Source organism: Paenibacillus shenyangensis, assembly GCF_000346635.1.
Taxonomy (GTDB): Bacteria; Bacillota; Bacilli; order Paenibacillales; family Paenibacillaceae; genus Saccharibacillus; species Saccharibacillus dauci.
The window spans coordinates 108,088-129,391 of the sequence record NZ_AOIG01000016.1 but is presented as its reverse complement, the minus strand read 5'-3'; the positions used below and the strand labels follow the sequence as shown (position 1 = coordinate 129,391).

Sequence of the window (21,304 nt, the reverse complement as noted above, 5' to 3'; positions counted from 1 at the left end):
AGAATCATTTAGTACGCCGCATCCACTTCTGTATAAATCCTTTGATTCCTGTTAAGCTTCCTTCCTGATGTGCATCCGGTGAAACCACATATTGCATCGCCAGGTTTTGAATGTCCCTCGAAGCGTGACATCCAGGAGCATGGATTGAAAAGGGAACCTGCTTTTTGACCGACTGGCTGACATGAGCATCATCACTTACAAATCCCAGCATTGGAATTTCGAGATTCAGAAAGCGGCTGGTAACCAACCTGATTTTGTCGGAGGTTTGCACCGCTTCCTTTTGACTCTCTGCCCGATTGACTACCAATTTGAAGTTTGTACTCTCTTCCATACCGTAGACTACTTTGATCAGCGCATAAGCATCGGTGATCGCTGTTGGCTCCGGAGTCGTGACTACAATACATTCATCAGCCGACATAATAAACTGCAAAGTTTCCTTCGAAAGTCCCGCTCCTGTATCAAACAGGATATAATCCATATCGGCAGCAATTTTTTGAATTTGAGTAGTAAAGTAAACTAAATCTTTCTCAGAGAGCGAAAATAATGAATTTAAGCCCGATCCACCGGCAATATAAGGCAGTGAACCCGCACCTTTTTCAATAATTTCATCAATCTGTTTTTCCCCGCTTAAAAGATGCGAGAGATTGTATTGCGAACGCACGCCCATCAAAACATCGATATTTGCCATTCCTATATCTGCATCGAATACAAGAACTTTACGTCCAAGGCGCTGCAGGGCAAGTGCAAAATTCAATGTGAAATTCGACTTTCCCACACCGCCCTTCCCACTCGTCACGGCAACAAACTTAGCGTTTTTCGCACCGCGTTCAGGAGCTTCAAGAGCTTTGGCTTTGGCAGACATCAGGTTTCTTAACGATTGGGCCTGGTCCATCATGGCAAGATTTCTCCCAATAACAGATTTGCCAGAAAATCAGGACTTGGCATAAGCAGATCATCCGGCACATTCTGTCCATTGGTCATATAGGACAGACGCAGCGGATGATCTTGCAACAAGTTAAACAGCGCACCATAACTTCCTGTCTCATCAGCCTTGGTAAAAATCACTTTATCCAGTGGGTACTTGCTGAAATGATCAGTAATTGTGCGCATATCTTCCGTTTTGGATGTCAGTGCCAGCACCAGATACGTCTCACTTTGTTCCAGCGGAGCCAGAAGGCTCTGCAGTTCAGATACCAGTAGCTCATTTCTGTAATTGCGCCCAGCCGTATCCATCAGAATCAGATCACATTCGGATAGACGCTGCAGAGCACGCTGCAAGTCTCCTGGTGATTGAGCTACCTCAAGCGGTACACCAAGGATGGAAGCATAGGTTCTTAGCTGTTCTACCGCCGATATACGATACGTATCCGACGTGATAAATCCTACTTTGCGTTTGTATTTGAATAACTGCTCGGCAGCCAGCTTGGCGATGGTAGTCGTCTTTCCTACCCCGGTTGGACCGGCAATATACACGATACGGGTCTCTGCAGCAATACCGCCACCAATTCGTGAGTCGGTAAACTGCTCAATTTGTGCTTTTGCTGCCAATTTGGCTTCACTGGCTGTCATGGACTCCAGATTGGCAGACTGCTCTACAATGCGGTCCATCCATTGATCCAGCAATGGTTGTTCAATGCCCTGGGATTTAAGCTGGTTCATAAGATTATGAAGTGGCTCCGGCAGTTCGGCTCTTTCCTTGTCCCGTGTCAGATCGGCCATCATCTGCTTCATCTGTCGCAGTTCTTCAAAGAGACGCTGCTCGGACATCTGATCTGCCGGATCGGATAGGGGACTTGCTACCGTAGCTGCTAGTGCCTGGACGTGCTGCAATCTTGCACGATCCACTTCAGGTACAAAAGGCTCTTCTTCCGGCAATGGAGATACCGCTGCCGGTGCAGAAGATACAGCCGCCGGTTGATCCGCTGCAAGTGCCTGACGCATAGATTCTGCAAAAGCCTGGCTAGACTTACGATAAGCATCCGGAACGGCTTTTTTGGGAACAGGAGTAGCTGCTGTGACAACAGGTTCAGGCTGCGCTTTGGGTGCTTCCTGGACCTGTTCTTTTTCTACTGCTGCGATAACTTCGATTTTCTTTTTTTGGAACATGCCCAGAAATCCGCCGGTTTTCAGTTCCTTGGTGCTCAGTATAACGGCGTCACTGCCCAGATCTGTGCGTATTTTCAGCATGGCGTCCGGCATCGTATCAACGATATAGCGTTTTACTCTCATAAGTTCACCACCCCGACACTCTGAATTTCAACATTCGGTTCCAGTTCGCTATAGGATAAAACGGGTATATCCTGCATGGTACGTTCAATCAACTGTCGCAGATACATACGTATTGCTGGTGAAGTCAGCACAACAGGCTGTTGTCCCATTTGGAGCAGACGGTTAACCTGCTCGTTAATCTTCTGATACATCGATTGCGTAGATACAGGGTCCAGTGCAAGGTAGGTACCCTGCTCGGATTGCTGCACACTTTCTGCAATTTTCTTTTCCAGGTTAGGACCGACTGTAATCACGCGCAACGTCTCGCCTTGGCTTGTAAACTGCTGTGTAATCTGACGTGACAGAGATTGGCGTACATATTCGGTCAATACATCCGGATCTTTGGTGTAAGCTCCATAATCTGCTAATGTCTCAAAAATGGTTACCATGTCGCGAATGGATATTTTCTCTTTTAATAATTTAACCAATACTTTCTGTACATCACCTACAGATAGTACAGAAGGAATAAGTTCATCTACCAATACAGGGTAATTCTCACGCAGATTGTCGACCAGCGAGCGTGTCTCCTGGCGTCCCAGCAATTCATGGGAATGCTTTTTGATCAGCTCGGTCAGATGTGTAGCTACGACTGAAGGCGGATCAACTACCGTATAGCCCGATAATTCAGCACGATCTTTGGTCAGTTCATCAATCCATAAAGCAGGCAGACCGAATGCTGGTTCTAAAGTCTCTATACCCGTAATGGAATCATCATCAAAACCAGGACTCATGGCCAGGTAGTGGTTTAGTAATAATTCACCACCGCCTACAATATTCCCTTTAATTTTGATTACATATTCATTTGGTTTCAACTGGATATTATCGCGAATACGAATAACAGGGACCACAAGACCCAGTTCCAGTGCGCATTGACGACGAATCATAATAATCCGATCCAGCAAATCTCCGCCCTGCTGTGTATCTGCCAGCGGAATCAATCCATAACCAAATTCGAATTCGATTGGATCGATCTGCAGCAGATTGATTACACTTTCCGGACTGCGCACTTCTTCGATCTGCTGTTCTTCTTCGTGTTGTTCGGCTTCCACCATCTTCTGAGTGAGATTTGCCTGCATACGGCGCGCTGCAATAAACAGCAGAATCGCCAGCGGGAAAGTCGTGAGGAAGTGAATAGGTGTAAATAAACCCAGCAGCGTAATAACGCCCGCTACAATATAGAGCAAAGTTGGATAGGAAAACAGCTGCTTGGTAATATCATCAGCCAGATTGCCTTCGGAAGATGCACGGGTAACGATCAGACCTGCTGCTGTAGAAATAAGAAGCGCCGGAATCTGACTTACCAGACCATCACCGATCGTCAATATGGAATACGTCGAAAGAGCATCAGCGAATGCCATTCCATGAATCGCTATCCCAATAATAAATCCACCAATCAAGTTGATCAGGAGGATAATAATACCTGCAATAGCATCCCCTTTAACGAACTTACTCGCACCATCCATTGCACCATAGAAATCGGCTTCACGTTCAATTTTGCTGCGTCGTTCTCTGGCTTGTTGTTCGTTGATCAGACCTGCGTTCAAATCCGCATCGATACTCATCTGCTTACCGGGCATTGCATCGAGTGTAAAACGAGCTCCTACCTCTGCTACCCGTTCCGAACCTTTGGTAATAACGATAAATTGAACAATAACCAGAATCAGGAAGACAATGAAACCTACTGCAATCTGTCCACCAGCTACCCAGCTGCCGAATGTGGCAACAACCGACCCTGCTTCGCCTTGTCCGAGGATCAATTTGGTTGTAGATATATTAAGCGCCAGGCGGAATAATGTTGTAATCAACAGCATTGCAGGGAATATGGAAAATTCCAGCGCTTCCTTGGTATTCATCGCAATCAGCAAAATAATCATTGCCAGTGAGATATTGACGATGAGTAATACGTCGAGCAGCCATGCCGGGATCGGAAGAATCATCATCATAATAATTCCAATAACGCCTACAAGGACAACCAGGTCTTTTTTCTTCAATGTTATTCAGCCCTCCGATCCCTTACTTTGTTTTACCTCTGACTTTGTATACATAAGCGAGAACTTCCGCTACAGCCTGGAACAAATCTGCGGGTATGGACTCACCAATTTCAGTTCTTGCAAACAATGCTCGTGCCAGTGGTTTATTTTCCATAATCACTACACGATTTTGTTTTGCTACTTCTCTAATTCGTAATGCCATATGATCCTGCCCTTTTGCGATTACTTGTGGTGCAGCCATTTGTGAATTGTCATATTTCAGGGCTACTGCAAAGTGAGTAGGGTTGGTAATGATAACATCAGCATTAGGAACTTCTTGCATCATCCGTTGCATCGCCATACGGCGCTGTCTTTCACGGATTTTACCTTTTATTAACGGATCCCCTTCCGACTTTTTGTATTCATCCTTGATATCCTGCTTGGACATCCGGATTCCTTTGTTATGCTCGTATCGCTGATACATGTAATCAAAGATAGCGAGTATAAATAGAGCCACGCCTACTTTGATTCCAAGATTGACTGTCAGCCCGCCTGCAAAATGAAGAATCGCTTCAACAGACATATACGCTGTTTTGGAAATCTCATGAAGCGCTCCATTCAGAGTGGTATACACCAGATATCCAATCACACTCATTTTTAGTACTGATTTAACAAATTCCACTAATGAGCGTATAGAAACAATATTTTTAAAACCTTTAATAGGATCCAGCTTGCTAAACTTGGGCATGATCGGCTCTCCTGTAAGCAGAAAGCCTACCTGCGCATAACTCGTCGCTAATGCTAATACCACCACAATGCCGAAGACCGGAGCCAACAGCAGTAAAATCTGTATGGCGTATTGACCCAACATCTGCATAATGTTGGCAATCGTTACATCGGTAGACAGCCGATGAATGAAGGCATCCGTAAACAGCCAGGTAATACGTTTCATATAAAAGTCATTAAACATAAGCAAGCAGAATATCCCACCCAGCATAATTGCTGATCCTGGTATATCCATACTTTTTGCAACCTGCCCTTTTTTACGGGTCTCCCTGCGTTTCTGGGGCGTTGCCTCCTCTGTTTTCTCACCGGAGAACAACTGCAGATTCATACGTAACCTGAATGCCAATGGACAGCCTCCTTTCTTCGAAGTCTACTTGGATGGTGGTGCTGTACCCATTACTTTTAGTAAAGATTGCATCGCCTGAAACAACTGTCCAAACAAGTGTTCAAATATAAAAGCAAAACTTGGTGTCAGCAGCATCAGCATGATCAAACCAATAATGATTTTGACAGGTACGCCAATGACAAAAATATTGAACTGTGGAGCACTTCGTGCCAGAAATCCAAGTCCCACATCTGTCAGGAACATGGCTACTACGATAGGTGCGGCCATCTGAAAAGCAATCATAAACGAGTTACTGAATGTACGAATCAAAAACTCACTGATCGATCCATTCGTCATTTTGCTCATGATCTCTGCATCCAGCGGTATCCAGTCATAGCTGTACAATACGGATTGAATCAGATAATGATGACCATTCATACTCAGAAACAGCAGGATGGCAAACATGTATTTGAAGTTACCGATCATCGGAGCAGAAGCTCCAGTCAAAGGATCAAATACGCTGGCAATACCAAACCCTGTCTGAATATCGATAAATGAACCGGCCATCTGGATAACCGTAAACATCAGATAAGCGACATAGCCGAGCAACAAACCGATCATAACTTCACGAAGCACCAGCAGTACATATAATCCGGCTTCTTCCGGTATAGTTACCGATGTTCCTTTGATCAGATAAATCAAAAGTGAGATAAAAAAAGCGATGCCTATCTTAAAGGTGTTAGGTACGCTTCTGGATGAAAAAATAGGTGATATTACAAAAAAAGCGGTCATTCGACAAAAAACAAGCAAAAAAACAGGAAAACTTTGTAGCAGTGTCTCCATAAGCAATCAGCCTAACCAATGTATTTGTATAGATTGCCCAGGATATCGCCAGTGTAATCAACCATAACTGTTAATATCCATGGACCAAATAACAGCAGTGCGAGCATTACAGCTACGATTTTAGGTACAAAGGCAAGAGTTTGCTCCTGGATCTGGGTAGTGGCCTGAAAAATACTGACGATCAGACCCACTACAAGTCCCAGAATAAGCATCGGTGCACTGATTTTTAAAACGGTGTATACCGCTTGTCCTGCCATACCGATGATAAACTCCGAACTCATGATTTACCTCCCTTAATCAGGTGTTTGGGTGCTGCACTAATTAAAACTAATCAATAGCGATTTGACGATGAGATACCAGCCATCGACCAGTACGAATAGTAAAATTTTGAAAGGAAGTGAAATCATTACAGGTGGTAGCATCATCATACCCATCGCCATCAGAACACTCGCAACTACGATGTCGATGACAAGAAACGGTATAAAGACCATAAAGCCCATCTGGAAAGCAGTTTTCAATTCACTGATTGCATAAGAAGGAACCATAACCGTAAGCGGAATATCCTCTACATTTTTGGGTTTGGCTGTACCGGTGTATTCCAGGAAAAGCAGTAAATCCTTTTCTCTCGTATGCTTGAACATGAACTCTTTGATTGGCTTTTCTGCTGCACTTAAAGCCTGTGTCTGACTAATATCGCCTTTTAGATAAGGTTGCAATGCCGTTTGGTTCATCTGAGATAAAGTAGGCGACATAATAAAGATAGTTAAAAATAAAGCCAGCCCTACCAGTACCTGATTGGGAGGCATCTGGTTAGTCCCTAATGAAGTCCGGACAAAGCTGAGCACAATCACAATACGTGTAAAACTGGTCATTAATACCAGAAAAGATGGCGCGATGCTGATGAGTGTAATCAAAAGCAAAATAGACAGCGAGCTGGTCGCCGGGCCATCTGCTGCGTTATCATTATTTCCGATCTGAATATCAATATTCGGTATCGGATCAGCTGTTGCAGCAAATATGGGGTGAACCGATAAGAAGCTAACTAGAAAAAGCATCATAAAGGTTAATATCAGCTTTTTTTTCATGAATCCCTCGACCGATCTGTAGAATCTTCCTCTTTCAGCAGTTCTTCCATCTTCTGCCGGCGATTCGGAATCTGGCGCAGTTTGCTTTCAAACACTTCCTGGAAAGCATCCGTATCACCAATTTCTTCTTCCTGCACGGAAGACTTAGGACGGAAACGGTTGCTGAGTTTGGAGATTAGCGGAGTCAGAATATTGTTCTGATCCACCGATTCGGATTGAAAAGAGCTTATAATCAGTTCTGCCTCTTCAGGATCAGAGATTTTATCTACAAGAGTGATATCTTCTCCTACACCGATTAGATAGACGCTGTTGCCAATTTCAATCACCTGTAACGACTTGTTTGGGCCCATAGCTACCCCGCCTATAGTGCGGATGGCACGGCGGGACAACCAGGTTTGATTTTTCCTGCCCAGGAACCGGAGCAGTAAAATAATTAGGCCTATTATTACAGCCAAGACGATTATAACCCAAACTAGGTTTAGGATATAATCGCCTGTTCCTCCCATTGTGGCTGCTGAACCTGACATGGGAATATTCTCCTATACTCCGAGCGTTTTGCTAATCGCTTCAATAACACGATCAGCCTGGAAAGGTTTTACGATGAAATCTTTGGCTCCTGCTTGAATAGCATCAATAACCATAGCCTGCTGACCCATCGCCGAGCACATGATTACTTTAGCTCCGCCATCCATTTTTTTGATTTCTTTCAGTGCAGCAATGCCGTCCATTTCAGGCATTGTGATGTCCATAGTAACGAGGTCTGGACGAAGTTCTTTGAATTTCTCTACTGCCTGTGCTCCGTCTTGCGCTTCTCCTACAACTTCGTAACCATTTTTAGTTAAAATATCCCGGATCATCATTCTCATAAAAGCTGCATCATCCACGATAAGAATTCGGTTTGCCATTGATTTAAAATCCTCCCTGAGTGATCATTATTGTATTTTTTGAATTCGGTCCCACTGGCTTACGATATCTGTGACACGGACACCAAAGTTTTCATCAATAACAACAACTTCGCCTTTGGCGATCAATTTGTTGTTAACCAGAATGTCTACTGGTTCCCCTGCCAATTTGTCCAGTTCGATAATGGCTCCCTGGGACAATTCGAGTATATCCTTAATTTGCCGTTGGGTCCTTCCTAATTCTACGGTGACTTTGAGTGGAATGTCCATCAATAAGTTCAAATTATTTTCATCCAGGTTAGGAGCTGCTCCTGCGCCGAAGTTAGCAAATTGAACAGGTTGGACATTAACCTCTCTGCCTGCCGGTGCGCCATAATGCTGTGGTGCCTGCGGATATGGCTGAGGCGGCATACCGTAACCCGGAGGATACGGATATGGAGGATACTGCGGATACGGCTGATCTGGCATGCCATACGGTGGTTGTTGACCGTAAGCTGGCATTCCCTGCGGCGGCATCATAGGAGGCGCTGCAGGCTGTTCAGGAGCTTGTTGCGGAGGCATTGCTGCCTGCGGTGCTGCTGCCTGTGGAGGCGCTACGGGAGCCGCTGGTGCACTTGCAGCAGGTTGCTCAGGTGCTGCTTCTTCTCCACCATTGATCAGAATATCTACCATATACTTAGCAAATTCTACAGTGATCAGCTGCATAATAGTGGAATCAATCAAATCCCCTATCAGTAAGCGGAAAGAGATTTTTATGAGTGTCTCTTCGGCTGGCAGCATGCTGACACCTTGATCATTGCTTACGTCCAGGATATCAATTCCTGGTGGTGAGATATTAACAAAACGGTTGAAGATGGTGGACATCGAAGTTGCAGATGAACCCATCATCTGGTTCATGGCTTCCTGTACGGCGCTGACATGAATTTCATTCAACTCTTCGTCCTTTGGATGGCCTTCACCTCCGAGCATCAAGTCCGCGATCACCTGAGCATCCCGTGTCTGGATAACAAGGGAATTGATTCCCTGGAATCCATCCACATACTCTACGTGAACCGCTACATGCGGCTTAGGAAATTCATTTTCAAATTCAGTACGGGTTATAATACCTACCTGAGGAGTCGTAATATCAACTTTTTGTCCCAGCAGGGTAGATAACGCAGTCGCTGCACTACCAAATGTAATATTCCCGATTTCTCCAAGGGCATCCTGTTCCAGCGGAGTCAGAAAATCATCTACACTCTTACCTGCCGTTCCGGATGCTGCGCTATCATCATCACCGGACGACTGCTTGAGCAAAGCGTCAATCTCTTCCTGTGACAAATAATCTTTACTCGTCAACTTCTTCCACTCCTTCACTGACGATCTCGTCAATCTGAACGGCTACCCGGTCTCTTACCATACCCGGGCTTCCTATAAATTTGAGCTGATTGCCTACTTTTATGGATAGTGAATCATGTACTGGCTTATTGAGCGAGATAACATCTCCGACCGATAAACTCAAAAATTCTTGAATCGATAATCGGGAATCGCCCAGTTCGGCAATGATTGGCAGCTGCGCACGGTTCACACGGTGCTCCAGCGCTGCTACTTCTTCAGGTGCCGGTTCTTTTTTCTGAGAAACGAACCAGTGATGTGCCGACAGCTTCGGCATTACAGGTTCAATAACTACGTGTGGAATACAAAGGTTAATCATCCCTGTCGTATCGCCAATTTTAGTGCTTAGCGAGATCAGGGCAATTGTCTCATTGGGAGATACCAGTGACATAAATTGTGGGTTAGTCTCCAGCGCTTCCATACGTGGTGACAGATCAATAACAGTCTTCCACGCTTCCTGTAGGCTCTCGAACGTTCGGCTGAACACACGCTCGATGATCGTTGTCTCAATCTCAGTCAATGCATTGATTTTGGAAGGTGCTGCCCCTGTACCACCAAGCAGGCGATCCAGCATGGCAAAAGCGATATTCGGATGAACTTCCAGTACCATCCGGCCTTCCAGGGGCTCCGCTTCAAAAATATTCAAAATCGTCATTTTGGGAATAGAACGTATAAATTCATCATAAGGAAGCTGCTCAACCTGAACGACGCTAATCTGTACAAAAGTACGAAGCTGTGCCGAGAAATAAGTAGTCAGGTAACGCGCAAAATTCTCATGAATCCGGGTCAAGCTCCGGATATGATCTTTTGAAAAACGGACAGCCCGTTTAAAATCGTATACTCTGACCTTTTTCTGGGTATCTTCCTTTTTAAGTTCCTCCGCATCCATTTCCCCGGAAGAAAGTGCCGCTAAAAGGGCATCTATCTCTCCTTGGGATAATACATCTACCATAATCTCACCCCCTTACGATTGTAAATTGATTTATTGTTAAGATTAGGTTGATTCCAGCTTTCTCTATTAAATGGAACTTACGATGCGGTCGGATACTTGTACGTCGATCAGCTTGCCACCTTCGGCAGGCAATGCACTGTTGATCAATTTAAGCAGTTTGGCATCCAACTGGTCAATGCCTTTGGCACTGTTGAGCTCATCCGGATTGGTATCTGCCAGTGTTCTGACGATAATCGGCTTGATTTTGAGATCTTTGATCAGATCAAAACCTGCTTTGGCTTCTTCATCAGCCAGTTGAAACGAGAAGCTGATTTTTACTACATAAGAAGGATCTGCCAGGTTGGTAGTCATATCTGTGATGTCTGATGATACAGCGGCAATCTCGGTTGCTGTCATACTCTCCAACTTGGCTTTCTCGGCCGCCGCGGCTTCGGCAGCAGTCGTTGGTTTTTTGTCCCCAAAAACATTTCCCATCAGGAAAAATGCGACAACACCAATCAAACCCAGTGCCAATACCCCGCTGATTATCCAGGGTAGTAACTTTTTCATTCCAATTCCTCCATATGCTGCACCTTAATTGTTCCAGTAAGTGTGCCTATACTTTTGTTGTATTCTTGAACCAGACTCGTCACTTTTGCCGCCTTTTCCAATACAATCATACGCTTACCTGTAATTAATGTGATGTAGGTATCAGGCGTTTCTTCCACCATTTCAATTAGCAGGGCATTAACCCACATGGGGGAACCGTTAAGCCGCGTGACAGGGATCATATTACCCCTCCTTGAATGTTACTTGCTATTTAAGAAGAGGGAGAAGATATTATTCCTCCCTCTAGCTGTCTAGATTATCGTTTCAGGTTTACAACTTCCTGCAGAATTTCATCAGAAGTTGTAATGATACGGGAGTTCGCCTGGAAACCACGCTGTGCAACGATCATCTCGGTAAATTCACCTGTCAGATCGACGTTGGACATTTCCAGCTGACCTGCTACGATCGCGCCTGTACCATTCGCTGGATCTGCAGCATTTACCAGTTCAATCGTGCCATCTGGATTGGCGTTAGGAGTTACACGGTACAAACTTCCACCAATTTTCTCCAGACCACCCGGGTTTATTACTTTTGCAACTCCCAGCTGAGGACCAGCAGCAGTTGTTCCATCAGCCATCGTGTACAGCAAAGTACCATTGTTCTGGATACTGAATGATACCGCACCTTCATCGATCTGAATTGGAGCTCCACCATTATCGACTACAAATGCACCATCTGAAGTAACCAACTGACGGGAAGCATCCACATGGAAGTCACCGGCACGTGTGAGGTAAGGAACTTCTTGATCCGCAGAAAGCTTGATTGCGAAGAATCCATCGCCATCGATACGCAGGTCTGTCGGGTTATTCGTAGTCTGTGCACTACCAGCCAGATGAAGAGTATCAATGGAGGAAGTTTTCACACCCAGACCTACCTGTTGAGCATTCACACCGCCGCTCTCGCCTTCTGTTGGAGCCGTTACGCCTTTGGTTGTCTGGCTGAGGATATCCTGGAACATAACACGGGAGCTTTTAAAACCTGTTGTATTTACGTTTGCGATGTTGTTACCGATGACGTCCAGTTTAGTTTGAAAACCTTTCATACCTGACACGCCGGAATACATGGATCTTAACATTAATATTTCCTCCTAATGAATACATAATGTGATGGTTGAGACTGCGTCAGTCGGTCGGCAGTCTCCTGGCTCTCCATTACTGGTCCGGCCAGAGAATTAGATAATTACAGCACTATCAATTTGAGTAAATACATTATCTTTCATTGAGTTGCCATCCATGGCGGTAACAACGGTCCTATTAGGCACATTGACGATAAGAGCGACATTGTTTTGCATCAAGATCAGGGAATCTTTGGAGCCTTTAGCAGCAGCTTTATCAATAGCCTGATTCAAGCTGTTCATTTGTTCCTTGCTGAATTCAATTCCTCTTTGTTCCAGACGTTTGGAGGCATGATTGCTGAACTTTAGCAGGTTCTGATCAAGAATGTTTTGAAATTCATTGGGTTTGGAACCTGATGTGGTATTCTTGCTGCGTCCTAGCAATCCGGAATTGATATTGGACGGATACAGCTGGCCTACCTGGATCGGGCCGCTCATGACACTGCAGCCTCTGAATCTGCTGCTGTAGTACTTTCTTCAGTGGCACTACTTTCCGCATCCGTTGTAGATGAAGCAGGTACTGACGGTGCTTGTTCTGCAGCTGGCTGTGCAGTGCTGGTTGTTTCTTCCGCAGCGGCTGCCGGTTGTGCAGGTGCATCATTTGAAGATGTAGTATCTGTGTTGCTCTCGCTAGCAGGTACTGTAATTGGGCTTTCAGTTGCCGTAGGTGCTGTTGTACTGGCTGGTGTCGTAGAGTCCGGTGTAGCTGCAGCCGTATCTGCTGCGGTACTTGCTGCAGGTTTTGTTTCAGCTGCTTTGGCGGTCGCTGGCTCTACTTTGGCAATCAAAGTGAGTGGAACTGCGTCTGCGCCTACCTGTGCGTACTGTACTCCACCTTTCATTACGATACCTTCTACAACGCCTGTTTCGTAAGTGGATGTCTTCTCGCCTGTCTTGCTGTCTGTTTTTTCATTCAACCAGGTGACCTTCTTGCCAATCAGTTCTGAAGAAGCCCCTAATGATGTATCGACAGATCCCTTCAAATTATCAAGCTTTTCTCCGATTTTTGTTAATTGTGTCAGTGAGGAGAATTGAGCCATCTGAGCGATAAACTGTGAATTGTCCATTGGTGACATAGGATCCTGGTTTTTTAATTGAGCAACCAGCAGAGCCATAAACTGATCTTGTCCCAATTCGGACTTTTGTGTAGCTGCGGCCGTTTTTACATTACTTGCAGAATAATTGGGCCATGTGTTCGATGTGGAAATCAAATTCGGCAAAACATTCACCTCTATTTCCTAATTATGCTTTTGCTACGTAAGTGCTGCCGTAAGGCGTTCTGTTGGCACCTCGCATGTTCACTCGCTCTTCACGCCATTCGTTTAGTTCATTACCAAGTTCTGCTGCAAGAACAGCATCACCATTTTGTTCTTCTTTGGATTTGGAGCGACGACCCGATTGTTGTTGATCCGAACCTGACTGGAATCCTTGCCCTCCATTATACATATCGGATTGCATTGAAGAACTTTGAGTAACTTCGAGTTTTTCGACTTGAAGTCCCTGTGCCTGAAGCGCTGAACGAAGCTGTGCCATTTGCTGCTCCAACATATCTTTGGCTCCATGTTTTTCAGTAATGAATTGAGCCATCAGCTGTCCATCCTGAATGGTGATCTTCACATCAACCTGTCCCAGATGTTCAGGATTCAAGATGATTTTGGCTTCGGATACACCGTTTAATTGCTGAACATCAAATTTGCTTACGATGAATTTGCCCATTTCCTGAGAAAAGTTCTGAGCATTCATTGTAGGTGGTGGTGCAGTCGTTGTTAGTGGAGCGGCATCTGCTTTCATAGCCAGCTGTCCAGCTGTTACGATGACGGGTTCCTGATGCTGTGTCTGACCGGTAACCGGCTCTACACTCTCAGCTGTATTTTCGGTCTGTGCTGCAGTCGTGCTGGCTGCTGCTGTATCTTGTACAGCTATAGTCTGAAACGGATTATTGGACTGCTGTTGCTGATTACCACCTTGTCCGCTACCCGATTGACCCATTGTCGATTCACCGGATTGCTGCAATACGTTCTGAAGATTATTTAACAGTTGTTCCAGCTTCGGATCTGCCTGTTGACTTCCACTCTGAACCGTCTTCAGTTTGTCAACGACCTGTGATACCGCATCTGCTACTGCAAAACGCAGTGTCTCGGGCTGCTGTGCAATGGCTGGCAGTGCAGCTGTCAATGGCTGCTGAGCTGTCTGTTGGCCAGTGACTACCGGCTCCCCACCTTCTGTTCCTTGCTGCTGTGATTCACCGTCTCCGGATAACACCTGTTGGACCTGAACCAGCCACACCTGTAATGATTGCATTAGAGCAGGATCATTGACAATGGAAGCATCCATATCTTCCAGCTTCCCAAGCAGATCTTCCATTAACTTGCCGACTTTCTCAACTTGCTCTCCCTGCGTCCCTTCTGTGTTGTCTTGCTCACCGGAAATGACTTGTTGAAGCATCTCCAGCAGCGAAGCAGCAGAACCAATAATTCCTGCAGAAACCTGACCGGCAGTAGTGACATTTGCAGCTGTACCTGCTGTACCCGCGGAACCCATAACGTACGTCAGTGCCTGATTGAATCCTGCCCCTGTCGCACCCGTTGTTCCTGCAGCCGAAGCTGCTCCCGGTGTCTTAGCTGTTGCTGCGGTTGTGGTTGTTGTGTTTTGAAGTATCATACTCATATATTATCACCTCCAGGAGAGCAAATTTTAATAAGAAGGACTTCCTGCTTATGACTGTTTTCGATAGAATAGGAAATGATTCCGATACCTCCTAGTGAGGTTAATTCGCCATTAACCGATTGAGAATCTGTGCAGTTCCCGTTGGATCTTCGGTAGACATTGCCGATAGAACACTGGCTCTTGTTGAATCGTCCATTGTATTCAGAACCTGTAGGACTTTACTCTGACTTACTTTAGCCGTTTGCAGAAGCAAGGATGCAGCGCTATTGGCCGGCATGGTTGTAAATGTTTGTGCAAGTGCTTCATTATCCAGCTTGGAACCGGCTGGTGCTTTCGCATTTTGTGCACTACCGGTTTTGGTCTGCAGAGCAGCCAAACTTGCTGAAGTTGCATTTTTCAAAGCAAGCGACGTATCTGCTGCAACTTTTGGATCCATTTTCTGCAAAATGCTAGCCTGATCCTGTGAATTCATTTTACTGAAGATTAGTACCTGTTCATCTGTAGTCATATTCTGCATAATTGCTGCTGCTTTGGAAGCACTCATATCGGAATAGACATTCGCCAGATTTTTCAACTGCTTATCCTGCTCTGTTGGTGTAGTCACGGTGTTGGTCGTACCCGTTGGTGCTGTACCAGCTGCAGGTGCTGTACCATTTGTTCCCGTGCCTGTTGTCGCTCCGGCAGTTCCCGGAGTCTGAGTTTTTATTTGATCTTGCAGCTTCTTAAGCTCTGCTGCCTGTGTAGCTTGTGCTTTTTTGGATTCATCCAGCTGCTGCTTTAATTGGTCGACAGTTGCTGCATTACTTTCATTTTGATTGGATGCCACATCTGTGCTATTACCTTTATCGGCAGATGGGACCCAATTTTTCACTATAGGAATTTTGTCCAGTGTCTGAAACATGCTAGCCCGCAAATTTGTATTGAACAGCATTACGATTGCGCCTACTAATACAAGGGTAAACAGAATTGGAGTAGCGATAAAAAGCAACCTTCCAAGTCCACCGGACTCCTTTTCCATATCGGTATCCAAATCCAGATTTTTCTTCGCCACGGTAATCCTCCTTGAGCAAAAACATCCTTCATTATTCCCTTTTACTGATAAAGTAAATCGTTTACATTCTCAGTGTTCGGGTGCTGCCTTGATGGCTCAGAGAGCGTTCTATCTCGATTGCATTGCAAATCGTACAGTCGCCATCTCATCCAGTGCATTTTGCTCACGCAGCATATGTTCCTGCATGAATTTTGCTTTTGCTTTGTCTTTGGCTTGAAGCCATACTTTTTCATCGACCATTTTCTCGGTTAAATGAAGCTTTTTGTGTTCAACATCAACTTGTGCACGATGAACATCCGCTATTTTTTTGGCAACGCATTGATCCAGATATGCAATATAACGCTGCATATCCTGTAAATCCGATATAGGAGCACACTGTTCAATCGCTTGATTGATCGCTTCCAGTGTACGGTTCTGATCTTCCAGTAACTGATCCAGTGATTGTTCCTGTGCCTGCAACTCACCCAATGCTGTCGACAAAAGCCATTCTGCCTGGTTTTTAGCACTTGATTTGATATCTACAACCTTTTGAAAGTTATACTGGAAATTCATTACTCATCAGCTCCTCACAAATTCGGAAATCATCTGCTCTTGCGCATCACTCAGTGTCGTTTTCTCATGCACCTTTTGTTTCGTAAAATTCCAGACATCCTTGATCCGTTCGATGGCTTCATCAATATCCGGACTGGAGCCCCTCTGGTAGGCACCAATATTAATTAAATCTTCGGATTCTTTATATACAGACATCAGACGCTTCATATTATTGGCTGCATCTGTCTGATCTTCAGTTACGATATCTTTCATTACCCGGCTAATACTGGCAAGTACATCGATGGCTGGAAATTGTCCCTTATTGGCAATTGCACGATTCAGTACGATATGACCATCCAGAATACCACGTACGGCATCCGCTATAGGCTCATTCATGTCATCGCCATCTACCAATACAGTATAAAATGCTGTAATAGAACCATTAGGACCTGTACCTGCACGCTCCAGCAGCTTGGGCAATCCGGCAAATACGGAAGGCGTATAACCGCGCATTGCAGGCGGTTCGCCTACAGCAAGACCAATCTCACGCTGAGCCATCGCATAGCGGGTAACCGAATCCATCATAAACATCACATTCATACCACGATCTCTGAAATATTCCGCTATAGTAGTAGCAATCAGGGCTCCCTTGAGCCGGATAAGTGCCGGTTGATCGGAGGTCGCTACAATAACAACAGAACGCTGCAATCCTTCGGGACCCAGATCCCGCTCAATAAAGTCACGTACCTCACGTCCGCGCTCTCCAATAAGAGCAATAACGTTAACATCAGCTTCGGTATTCCGGGCAATCATGCCCATCAGCGTACTTTTACCAACACCCGAACCAGCGAAGATACCTACCCGTTGTCCCTTGCCAATCGTTAACAGTCCATCAATGGCGCGTACACCCACGCTCATTGGATCCTGGACTCTTGGCCGAGTCATCGGGTTAGGCGGCGTATTAAAGGTAGAATAGTGAGTCATACGTGCCGGAAGGAGTGAGCCATCCAAAGGTTGTCCAAGACCGTCCAGTACTTTTCCAAGCAATTCAGAGCCTACTTGTACGGTCAGCGGCTTGCCGGTACCGACAACATCACACCCTGGTCCGATGGACTGAAGCTCTCCCAAAGGCATTAGTAAAACTTTGTTATCCCGGAAACCGACTACTTCAGCCCGAAGAGGATCGGCTCCCTTTGTAGGATAGATGTAACATAACTCTCCGATGCTGGCATCAGGTCCTTCGGATTCTACCATCAGCCCGATAACCTGTGTTACTTTACCATTGATCCGGACCGGATCAAGCTGTTTTATATATTCCAGATAACGACCAGCATTCAGATCAGACATTTGTGTTCCCCCGCTCTTCATCGTGAAGTGCCAAACGAAGAAGTTCTTTTTTCAGCTCTGCCAGCTGGGTATCTACGCGAGCATCCACACTACCAAATGCAGAGCGGATTACACAGCCACGGTCACGAACAGTAGCATCCGGAAGAATCTGAAGTTCAGCCTGTGAATCGATAGCCAGGACCAATTCTTCTCTTGCCGTATGAATAAAGTCGAATTGGGACGGGTTCACACAAAGTGTGATAAGTCCCTGTTCCCGCTTGCGGGCAAGTGTCTTTTTAATGAGCGAAAGGACCAGTTCCTGCTGATCAGCCAGTTCTCGATCAATTACTTTTTCAGCAATTCCACAGCTAAGATTTACAAGGAATGGTTCTGCTTCCTGAATAATTTGTTCTTTGGCTTCGTATGCTTGAGACAACACGATCTGAGCTTCTTGCATCATTTCATTAACGCGCTGTTGCATCTCAGTCTCTGCACGTTGCTGTCCTTCCTCATAGCCTTCCTGGAACGCTTGAGCCTTTACTGCTTCTATAAGATGCTCGTCCTGCTCACGCCGTTCATCCCACCAGGAGGCAATCATTTCCTGAGCATTCTGAAGGATACGCTCTGCCTCTTCGGCAGCTTCCCGTACCTGACGTTCTGCAAATTCACGAGCATCTGCAAGCATTTGTTCTTTTAGTAAAACGGTTTGTTCATCGATCCGCGGCTGGTCATATACAATATGCGGAACCTGCTGATGAGAACCAGCCGCCAGATCCATAGGTCTGAAATGTTCTTTGTTCAGATCCAGTTTTTTGAGAATTTCAACCGGAATATACTGGGATGATTTTATCAAATTAGACAATGATATCATCTCCTCCGCCACGAGCTATGATAATTTCTCCGGATTCTTCGAGTCTACGGATAATGCCTACGATACGACTTTGTGCTTCCTCTACATCTTTCAAACGTACAGGACCCATAAATTCCATCTCTTCCTTGAATGTATCAGCCATACGTTTGGACATATTTCCAAATACAGCTTCGCGTACTTCTTCGCTGGCCACTTTGAGCGCCAGTTGTAGATCTGCGTTTTCCAGATCGCGAATAATACGTTGAATAGAACGGTTGTCCACATTGACAATATCTTCGAAAACGAACATACGCTTTTTGATTTCTTCTGCCAATTCCGGATCCTGAATTTCCAGAGAATCGAGAATAGTTCTTTCTGTACCACGATCGACACCATTCAAAATCTGTACGATCGATTCGATACCGCCTGCATTTGTATAATCCTGTGTAACTGTAGAAGAAAGTTTTTGCTCCAGTACACGTTCGATCTGGGCAATGATTTCTGGTGAAGTACTATCCATAACGGCGACTCTGCGTGCAACTTCAGCTTGTTTTTCCTGTGGAAGCGAAGACAGAATCGAAGCTGCCTGCTCAAATTGCAAATAAGATAATACAAGTGCAATCGTCTGTGGATTCTCATTCTGTATAAAGTTCAGAATCTGACTTGGATCTGCCTTGCGAGCAAAGTCGAAAGGTCGAACCTGAAGAGTAGCTGTCAGACGATTAATAACTTCGAGTGCTTTATTTTCACCGAGTGCTTTTTCCAGGATTTCCTTGGCGTAATTAATACCACCCTGGGAAATGTATTCCTGTGCCAGACAGATCTGGTGGAACTCGGAAATAATGGTGTCCTTGTCACTGCTGTCTACTTTACGCACATTGGCGATTTCCAGTGTAAGCTGTTCAATCTCTTCATCACGTAGGTGTTTAAATATTTGAGCAGATACTTCGGGACCCAGGGCAACCAGTAAAATGGCTGCCTTTTGCCGTCCGCTCAGTGGAGCTGTCCCCTTTGCCAATCCCGTTCACCTCTTATTCGTCAGCGAGCCATGTACGCAGCAGATTTACGAATTCGTCCGGTTTCTTTTTCGCCAGTGATTCGAGCTGTTTGCGTACCTGACTATCATTGGTCAAGTTATCCAAACTAATAGAAGGAAGTTCTGTAACTGGAGGAAGCATAATATCTTCTCCCATTTCTTCAGCCAGCTGCTGCTGTTTACGACGACGATAAATGATAAATCCGATAATACCCAGTACCAGAGCTGCTGCTGCACCGATGATCCAGTTCATGTTGGAAGCGAAGAATCCTTCATCTGTTGTTTCATTAGTAGCAAATGCTTGTGAAATGACATTAACTTTGCCTGTAAGAGCATCTGTATTCGCAGTATAATCAATCCCATTTTCTGCAAGTGAAGCTCTTACAATGCTTTGCAGCATCTTTTGTATTTCGCCATTTAAAGTTTCTTGTGCAGTGGCATCCAAATTAGGATTAGGTTCAATCGCTACTGTAATAGCCAGATCCTGTACATGATATGGGCTGTCTGCAATTTCATTATGAATCCGGTTCACTTCATAGTTGATTGTGCTTTGTGACTTCTCAGATTCGTTATTACCGGCAGAAGATCCACCTGGATAAGTTGGAGTATCCGTACTGCCTGTTCCGGCTACGCCGCTGTCAGGAGTGCTTGTACCTGTGTAGGATTCCTGAATTTCCTGGGCGCTGATCTCGATGCCCTTCATGTTTTCTTCATCTACAGGTTCTACAAGATCTTCTTTGGATGTTTTCTGATCGAAGTTCAATGTGGAATTTACAAGAACATTGACCCGTTCGGGTCCTACCAGTCTGGCCAAGAATTGTCTTACGTTATTCTCTACGTCAGACTCGTATTTCTTTTGTAAAGCCATATTGTCCTGCACTGCACCGATCAGATTGCCTGCTCTGCCACCTTTGACTGTGGATACCAGTTCGCTTCCATTTGTACCATCTGTAATAGTAATATTTTCAATCGGAAGGCGAGGTACTGCTGTACTTACAAGGTTAAAATAACCGTCAATCGCTTCCTGTGTAAGGCGGACTCCCGGTTTAAACTGCATCACTACAGATGCTGTAGCTGTATCCTGATCTTCCGTAGCAGCAAAGAGGCTTTCTTCCGGAAGATTAATCAATACTTTGGCATTTTCAACACCGTTCATATTGCGAAGCAATTGAGATACTTCACCATTTAAAGCGTTGTTGTATTTTACGTTGAATTCATTATCCGTCATACCAATGGCGGAAGAACTTGTGTTAAATTCACTGAAACCGATCGACCCGTTCTCGATCAGTCCCTGAGACCCTACGGCAACTTTTGCCTGGGCTGCACTTTCAGTTGGTACGGAAATACTTTTGCCGTCCTGGCTTAACTGATACGGTATCCCTTGTCCAGTCAAGTATTCCATAACTGCCGCGGAATCCGCAGCATCCAGGTCCTGAAAAGCTACCTCGTACTCTGTTTTGGAAAACTGTATTGTTAGTACTACAATCGCAATGATGATAAAGGCCAAGGTTGATAACAGTAGTATTTTCTGGTTTTTGTTGAATTTTCTCCAGTATTGGACAATTTTATCTCTATACTGGGCAACTCTCTCATTCACAACGTCACCCCATTCGAAACTTTGCTATGAAACATATCA

Annotated in this window: 23 protein-coding genes; all 23 read right to left on the bottom strand. The window is 45.2% G+C overall.

All coding sequences use genetic code 11. The features are described 5' to 3' along the window. Positions 1 to 4: 4 nt before the first annotated feature. Positions 5 to 895: a MinD/ParA family protein gene (locus H065_RS0113950; protein ID WP_017813695.1), complete on the bottom strand. Its 891-nt coding sequence runs from the start codon at positions 893 to 895 to the stop codon at positions 5 to 7. Continuing rightward, positions 892 to 2,229: a flagellar biosynthesis GTPase FlhF gene (flhF, locus tag H065_RS0113945; RefSeq protein ID WP_017813694.1), complete on the bottom strand. Its 1,338-nt coding sequence runs from the start codon at positions 2,227 to 2,229 to the stop codon at positions 892 to 894. Before flhF ends, H065_RS0113950 begins: the two co-directional genes overlap by 4 nt. Then, complete coding sequence (gene flhA / locus H065_RS0113940; RefSeq protein WP_017813693.1) at positions 2,226 to 4,259, bottom strand: flagellar biosynthesis protein FlhA; 2,034 nt, start codon at positions 4,257 to 4,259, stop codon at positions 2,226 to 2,228. Before flhA ends, flhF begins: the two co-directional genes overlap by 4 nt. Before the next feature lie 22 nt (positions 4,260 to 4,281). Further along, positions 4,282 to 5,352: a flagellar biosynthesis protein FlhB gene (flhB, locus tag H065_RS0113935; protein WP_046228133.1), complete on the bottom strand. Its 1,071-nt coding sequence runs from the start codon at positions 5,350 to 5,352 to the stop codon at positions 4,282 to 4,284. A 42-nt stretch (positions 5,353 to 5,394) separates the two neighbouring features. Then, positions 5,395 to 6,192: a flagellar biosynthetic protein FliR gene (gene fliR, locus H065_RS0113930; RefSeq protein ID WP_026136229.1), complete on the bottom strand. Its 798-nt coding sequence runs from the start codon at positions 6,190 to 6,192 to the stop codon at positions 5,395 to 5,397. Between the two features lie 11 nt (positions 6,193 to 6,203). Further along, positions 6,204 to 6,473 (bottom strand): flagellar biosynthesis protein FliQ, encoded by a 270-nt coding sequence (gene fliQ / locus H065_RS0113925; protein ID WP_017813690.1) that lies wholly within the window; start codon positions 6,471 to 6,473, stop codon positions 6,204 to 6,206. Positions 6,474 to 6,509: 36 nt separating this feature from the next. Beyond that, positions 6,510 to 7,277, bottom strand: a complete 768-nt coding sequence (fliP, locus tag H065_RS0113920) for a flagellar type III secretion system pore protein FliP (protein ID WP_017813689.1) — start codon at positions 7,275 to 7,277, stop codon at positions 6,510 to 6,512. Continuing rightward, complete coding sequence (locus H065_RS0113915; RefSeq protein ID WP_026136228.1) at positions 7,274 to 7,783, bottom strand: flagellar biosynthetic protein FliO; 510 nt, start codon at positions 7,781 to 7,783, stop codon at positions 7,274 to 7,276. Before H065_RS0113915 ends, fliP begins: the two co-directional genes overlap by 4 nt. A 33-nt stretch (positions 7,784 to 7,816) precedes the next feature. Continuing rightward, positions 7,817 to 8,182, bottom strand: coding sequence for a response regulator (locus H065_RS0113910; RefSeq protein WP_017813687.1), 366 nt, complete (start codon positions 8,180 to 8,182; stop codon positions 7,817 to 7,819). 27 nt (positions 8,183 to 8,209) lie between these two features. Next, the gene (gene fliY, locus H065_RS0113905; protein WP_017813686.1) at positions 8,210 to 9,517 is read right to left on the bottom strand and encodes a flagellar motor switch phosphatase FliY; all 1,308 of its coding nucleotides are present in this window, start codon (positions 9,515 to 9,517) and stop codon (positions 8,210 to 8,212) included. After that, positions 9,507 to 10,505, bottom strand: a complete 999-nt coding sequence (gene fliM / locus H065_RS0113900; RefSeq protein ID WP_017813685.1) for a flagellar motor switch protein FliM — start codon at positions 10,503 to 10,505, stop codon at positions 9,507 to 9,509. Before fliM ends, fliY begins: the two co-directional genes overlap by 11 nt. Before the next feature lie 66 nt (positions 10,506 to 10,571). Continuing rightward, positions 10,572 to 11,054, bottom strand: coding sequence for a flagellar basal body-associated FliL family protein (locus H065_RS0113895; protein WP_017813684.1), 483 nt, complete (start codon positions 11,052 to 11,054; stop codon positions 10,572 to 10,574). After that, the gene (locus tag H065_RS0113890; protein ID WP_017813683.1) at positions 11,051 to 11,275 is read right to left on the bottom strand and encodes a flagellar FlbD family protein; all 225 of its coding nucleotides are present in this window, start codon (positions 11,273 to 11,275) and stop codon (positions 11,051 to 11,053) included. The genes H065_RS0113895 and H065_RS0113890 overlap by 4 nt, the downstream gene beginning before the upstream one ends. Before the next feature lie 74 nt (positions 11,276 to 11,349). Then, positions 11,350 to 12,168 carry a flagellar basal body rod protein FlgG gene (gene flgG / locus H065_RS0113885; protein ID WP_017813682.1) on the bottom strand — a complete coding sequence of 273 codons (819 nt, stop codon included), beginning with the start codon at positions 12,166 to 12,168 and terminating at the stop codon, positions 11,350 to 11,352. A 96-nt stretch (positions 12,169 to 12,264) separates the two neighbouring features. Beyond that, a complete protein-coding gene (locus tag H065_RS0113880; protein ID WP_017813681.1) occupies positions 12,265 to 12,645 on the bottom strand; it encodes a TIGR02530 family flagellar biosynthesis protein in 381 nt (126 codons plus the stop codon). After that, positions 12,642 to 13,427 carry a flagellar hook capping FlgD N-terminal domain-containing protein gene (locus tag H065_RS25980; protein ID WP_017813680.1) on the bottom strand — a complete coding sequence of 262 codons (786 nt, stop codon included), beginning with the start codon at positions 13,425 to 13,427 and terminating at the stop codon, positions 12,642 to 12,644. The genes H065_RS0113880 and H065_RS25980 overlap by 4 nt, the downstream gene beginning before the upstream one ends. 22 nt (positions 13,428 to 13,449) lie before the next feature. Then, positions 13,450 to 14,874: a flagellar hook-length control protein FliK gene (locus tag H065_RS27030; protein WP_017813679.1), complete on the bottom strand. Its 1,425-nt coding sequence runs from the start codon at positions 14,872 to 14,874 to the stop codon at positions 13,450 to 13,452. A 100-nt stretch (positions 14,875 to 14,974) separates the two neighbouring features. Next, positions 14,975 to 15,925 carry a MotE family protein gene (locus tag H065_RS0113865; protein ID WP_017813678.1) on the bottom strand — a complete coding sequence of 317 codons (951 nt, stop codon included), beginning with the start codon at positions 15,923 to 15,925 and terminating at the stop codon, positions 14,975 to 14,977. A gap of 108 nt (positions 15,926 to 16,033) precedes the next feature. Beyond that, the gene (fliJ, locus tag H065_RS0113860; RefSeq protein WP_017813677.1) at positions 16,034 to 16,477 is read right to left on the bottom strand and encodes a flagellar export protein FliJ; all 444 of its coding nucleotides are present in this window, start codon (positions 16,475 to 16,477) and stop codon (positions 16,034 to 16,036) included. Between the two features lie 6 nt (positions 16,478 to 16,483). Further along, complete coding sequence (gene fliI / locus H065_RS0113855) at positions 16,484 to 17,803, bottom strand: flagellar protein export ATPase FliI (protein ID WP_017813676.1); 1,320 nt, start codon at positions 17,801 to 17,803, stop codon at positions 16,484 to 16,486. After that, complete coding sequence (locus H065_RS0113850) at positions 17,796 to 18,644, bottom strand: FliH/SctL family protein (protein ID WP_017813675.1); 849 nt, start codon at positions 18,642 to 18,644, stop codon at positions 17,796 to 17,798. Before H065_RS0113850 ends, fliI begins: the two co-directional genes overlap by 8 nt. Then, positions 18,637 to 19,650: a flagellar motor switch protein FliG gene (gene fliG, locus H065_RS0113845; RefSeq protein WP_017813674.1), complete on the bottom strand. Its 1,014-nt coding sequence runs from the start codon at positions 19,648 to 19,650 to the stop codon at positions 18,637 to 18,639. The genes H065_RS0113850 and fliG overlap by 8 nt, the downstream gene beginning before the upstream one ends. Positions 19,651 to 19,663: 13 nt before the next feature. After that, positions 19,664 to 21,265, bottom strand: a complete 1,602-nt coding sequence (fliF, locus tag H065_RS0113840; RefSeq protein WP_017813673.1) for a flagellar basal-body MS-ring/collar protein FliF — start codon at positions 21,263 to 21,265, stop codon at positions 19,664 to 19,666. Positions 21,266 to 21,304: the final 39 nt, after the last annotated feature.

Coding starts and splice junctions, on each gene's coding strand:
- H065_RS0113950 (WP_017813695.1), bottom strand. CDS start 895: ATGATGGACCAGGCCCAATCGTTAAGAAACCTGATGTCTGCCAAAGCC.
- flhF (WP_017813694.1), bottom strand. CDS start 2,229: ATGAGAGTAAAACGCTATATCGTTGATACGATGCCGGACGCCATGCTG.
- flhB (WP_046228133.1), bottom strand. CDS start 5,352: ATGAATCTGCAGTTGTTCTCCGGTGAGAAAACAGAGGAGGCAACGCCC.
- fliR (WP_026136229.1), bottom strand. CDS start 6,192: ATGGAGACACTGCTACAAAGTTTTCCTGTTTTTTTGCTTGTTTTTTGT.
- fliQ (WP_017813690.1), bottom strand. CDS start 6,473: ATGAGTTCGGAGTTTATCATCGGTATGGCAGGACAAGCGGTATACACC.
- fliP (WP_017813689.1), bottom strand. CDS start 7,277: ATGAAAAAAAAGCTGATATTAACCTTTATGATGCTTTTTCTAGTTAGC.
- H065_RS0113915 (WP_026136228.1), bottom strand. CDS start 7,783: ATGGGAGGAACAGGCGATTATATCCTAAACCTAGTTTGGGTTATAATC.
- H065_RS0113910 (WP_017813687.1), bottom strand. CDS start 8,182: ATGGCAAACCGAATTCTTATCGTGGATGATGCAGCTTTTATGAGAATG.
- fliM (WP_017813685.1), bottom strand. CDS start 10,505: ATGGTAGATGTATTATCCCAAGGAGAGATAGATGCCCTTTTAGCGGCA.
- H065_RS0113895 (WP_017813684.1), bottom strand. CDS start 11,054: ATGAAAAAGTTACTACCCTGGATAATCAGCGGGGTATTGGCACTGGGT.
- H065_RS0113890 (WP_017813683.1), bottom strand. CDS start 11,275: ATGATCCCTGTCACGCGGCTTAACGGTTCCCCCATGTGGGTTAATGCC.
- flgG (WP_017813682.1), bottom strand. CDS start 12,168: ATGTTAAGATCCATGTATTCCGGCGTGTCAGGTATGAAAGGTTTTCAA.
- H065_RS0113880 (WP_017813681.1), bottom strand. CDS start 12,645: ATGAGCGGCCCGATCCAGGTAGGCCAGCTGTATCCGTCCAATATCAAT.
- H065_RS27030 (WP_017813679.1), bottom strand. CDS start 14,874: ATGAGTATGATACTTCAAAACACAACAACCACAACCGCAGCAACAGCT.
- fliJ (WP_017813677.1), bottom strand. CDS start 16,477: ATGAATTTCCAGTATAACTTTCAAAAGGTTGTAGATATCAAATCAAGT.
- fliI (WP_017813676.1), bottom strand. CDS start 17,803: ATGTCTGATCTGAATGCTGGTCGTTATCTGGAATATATAAAACAGCTT.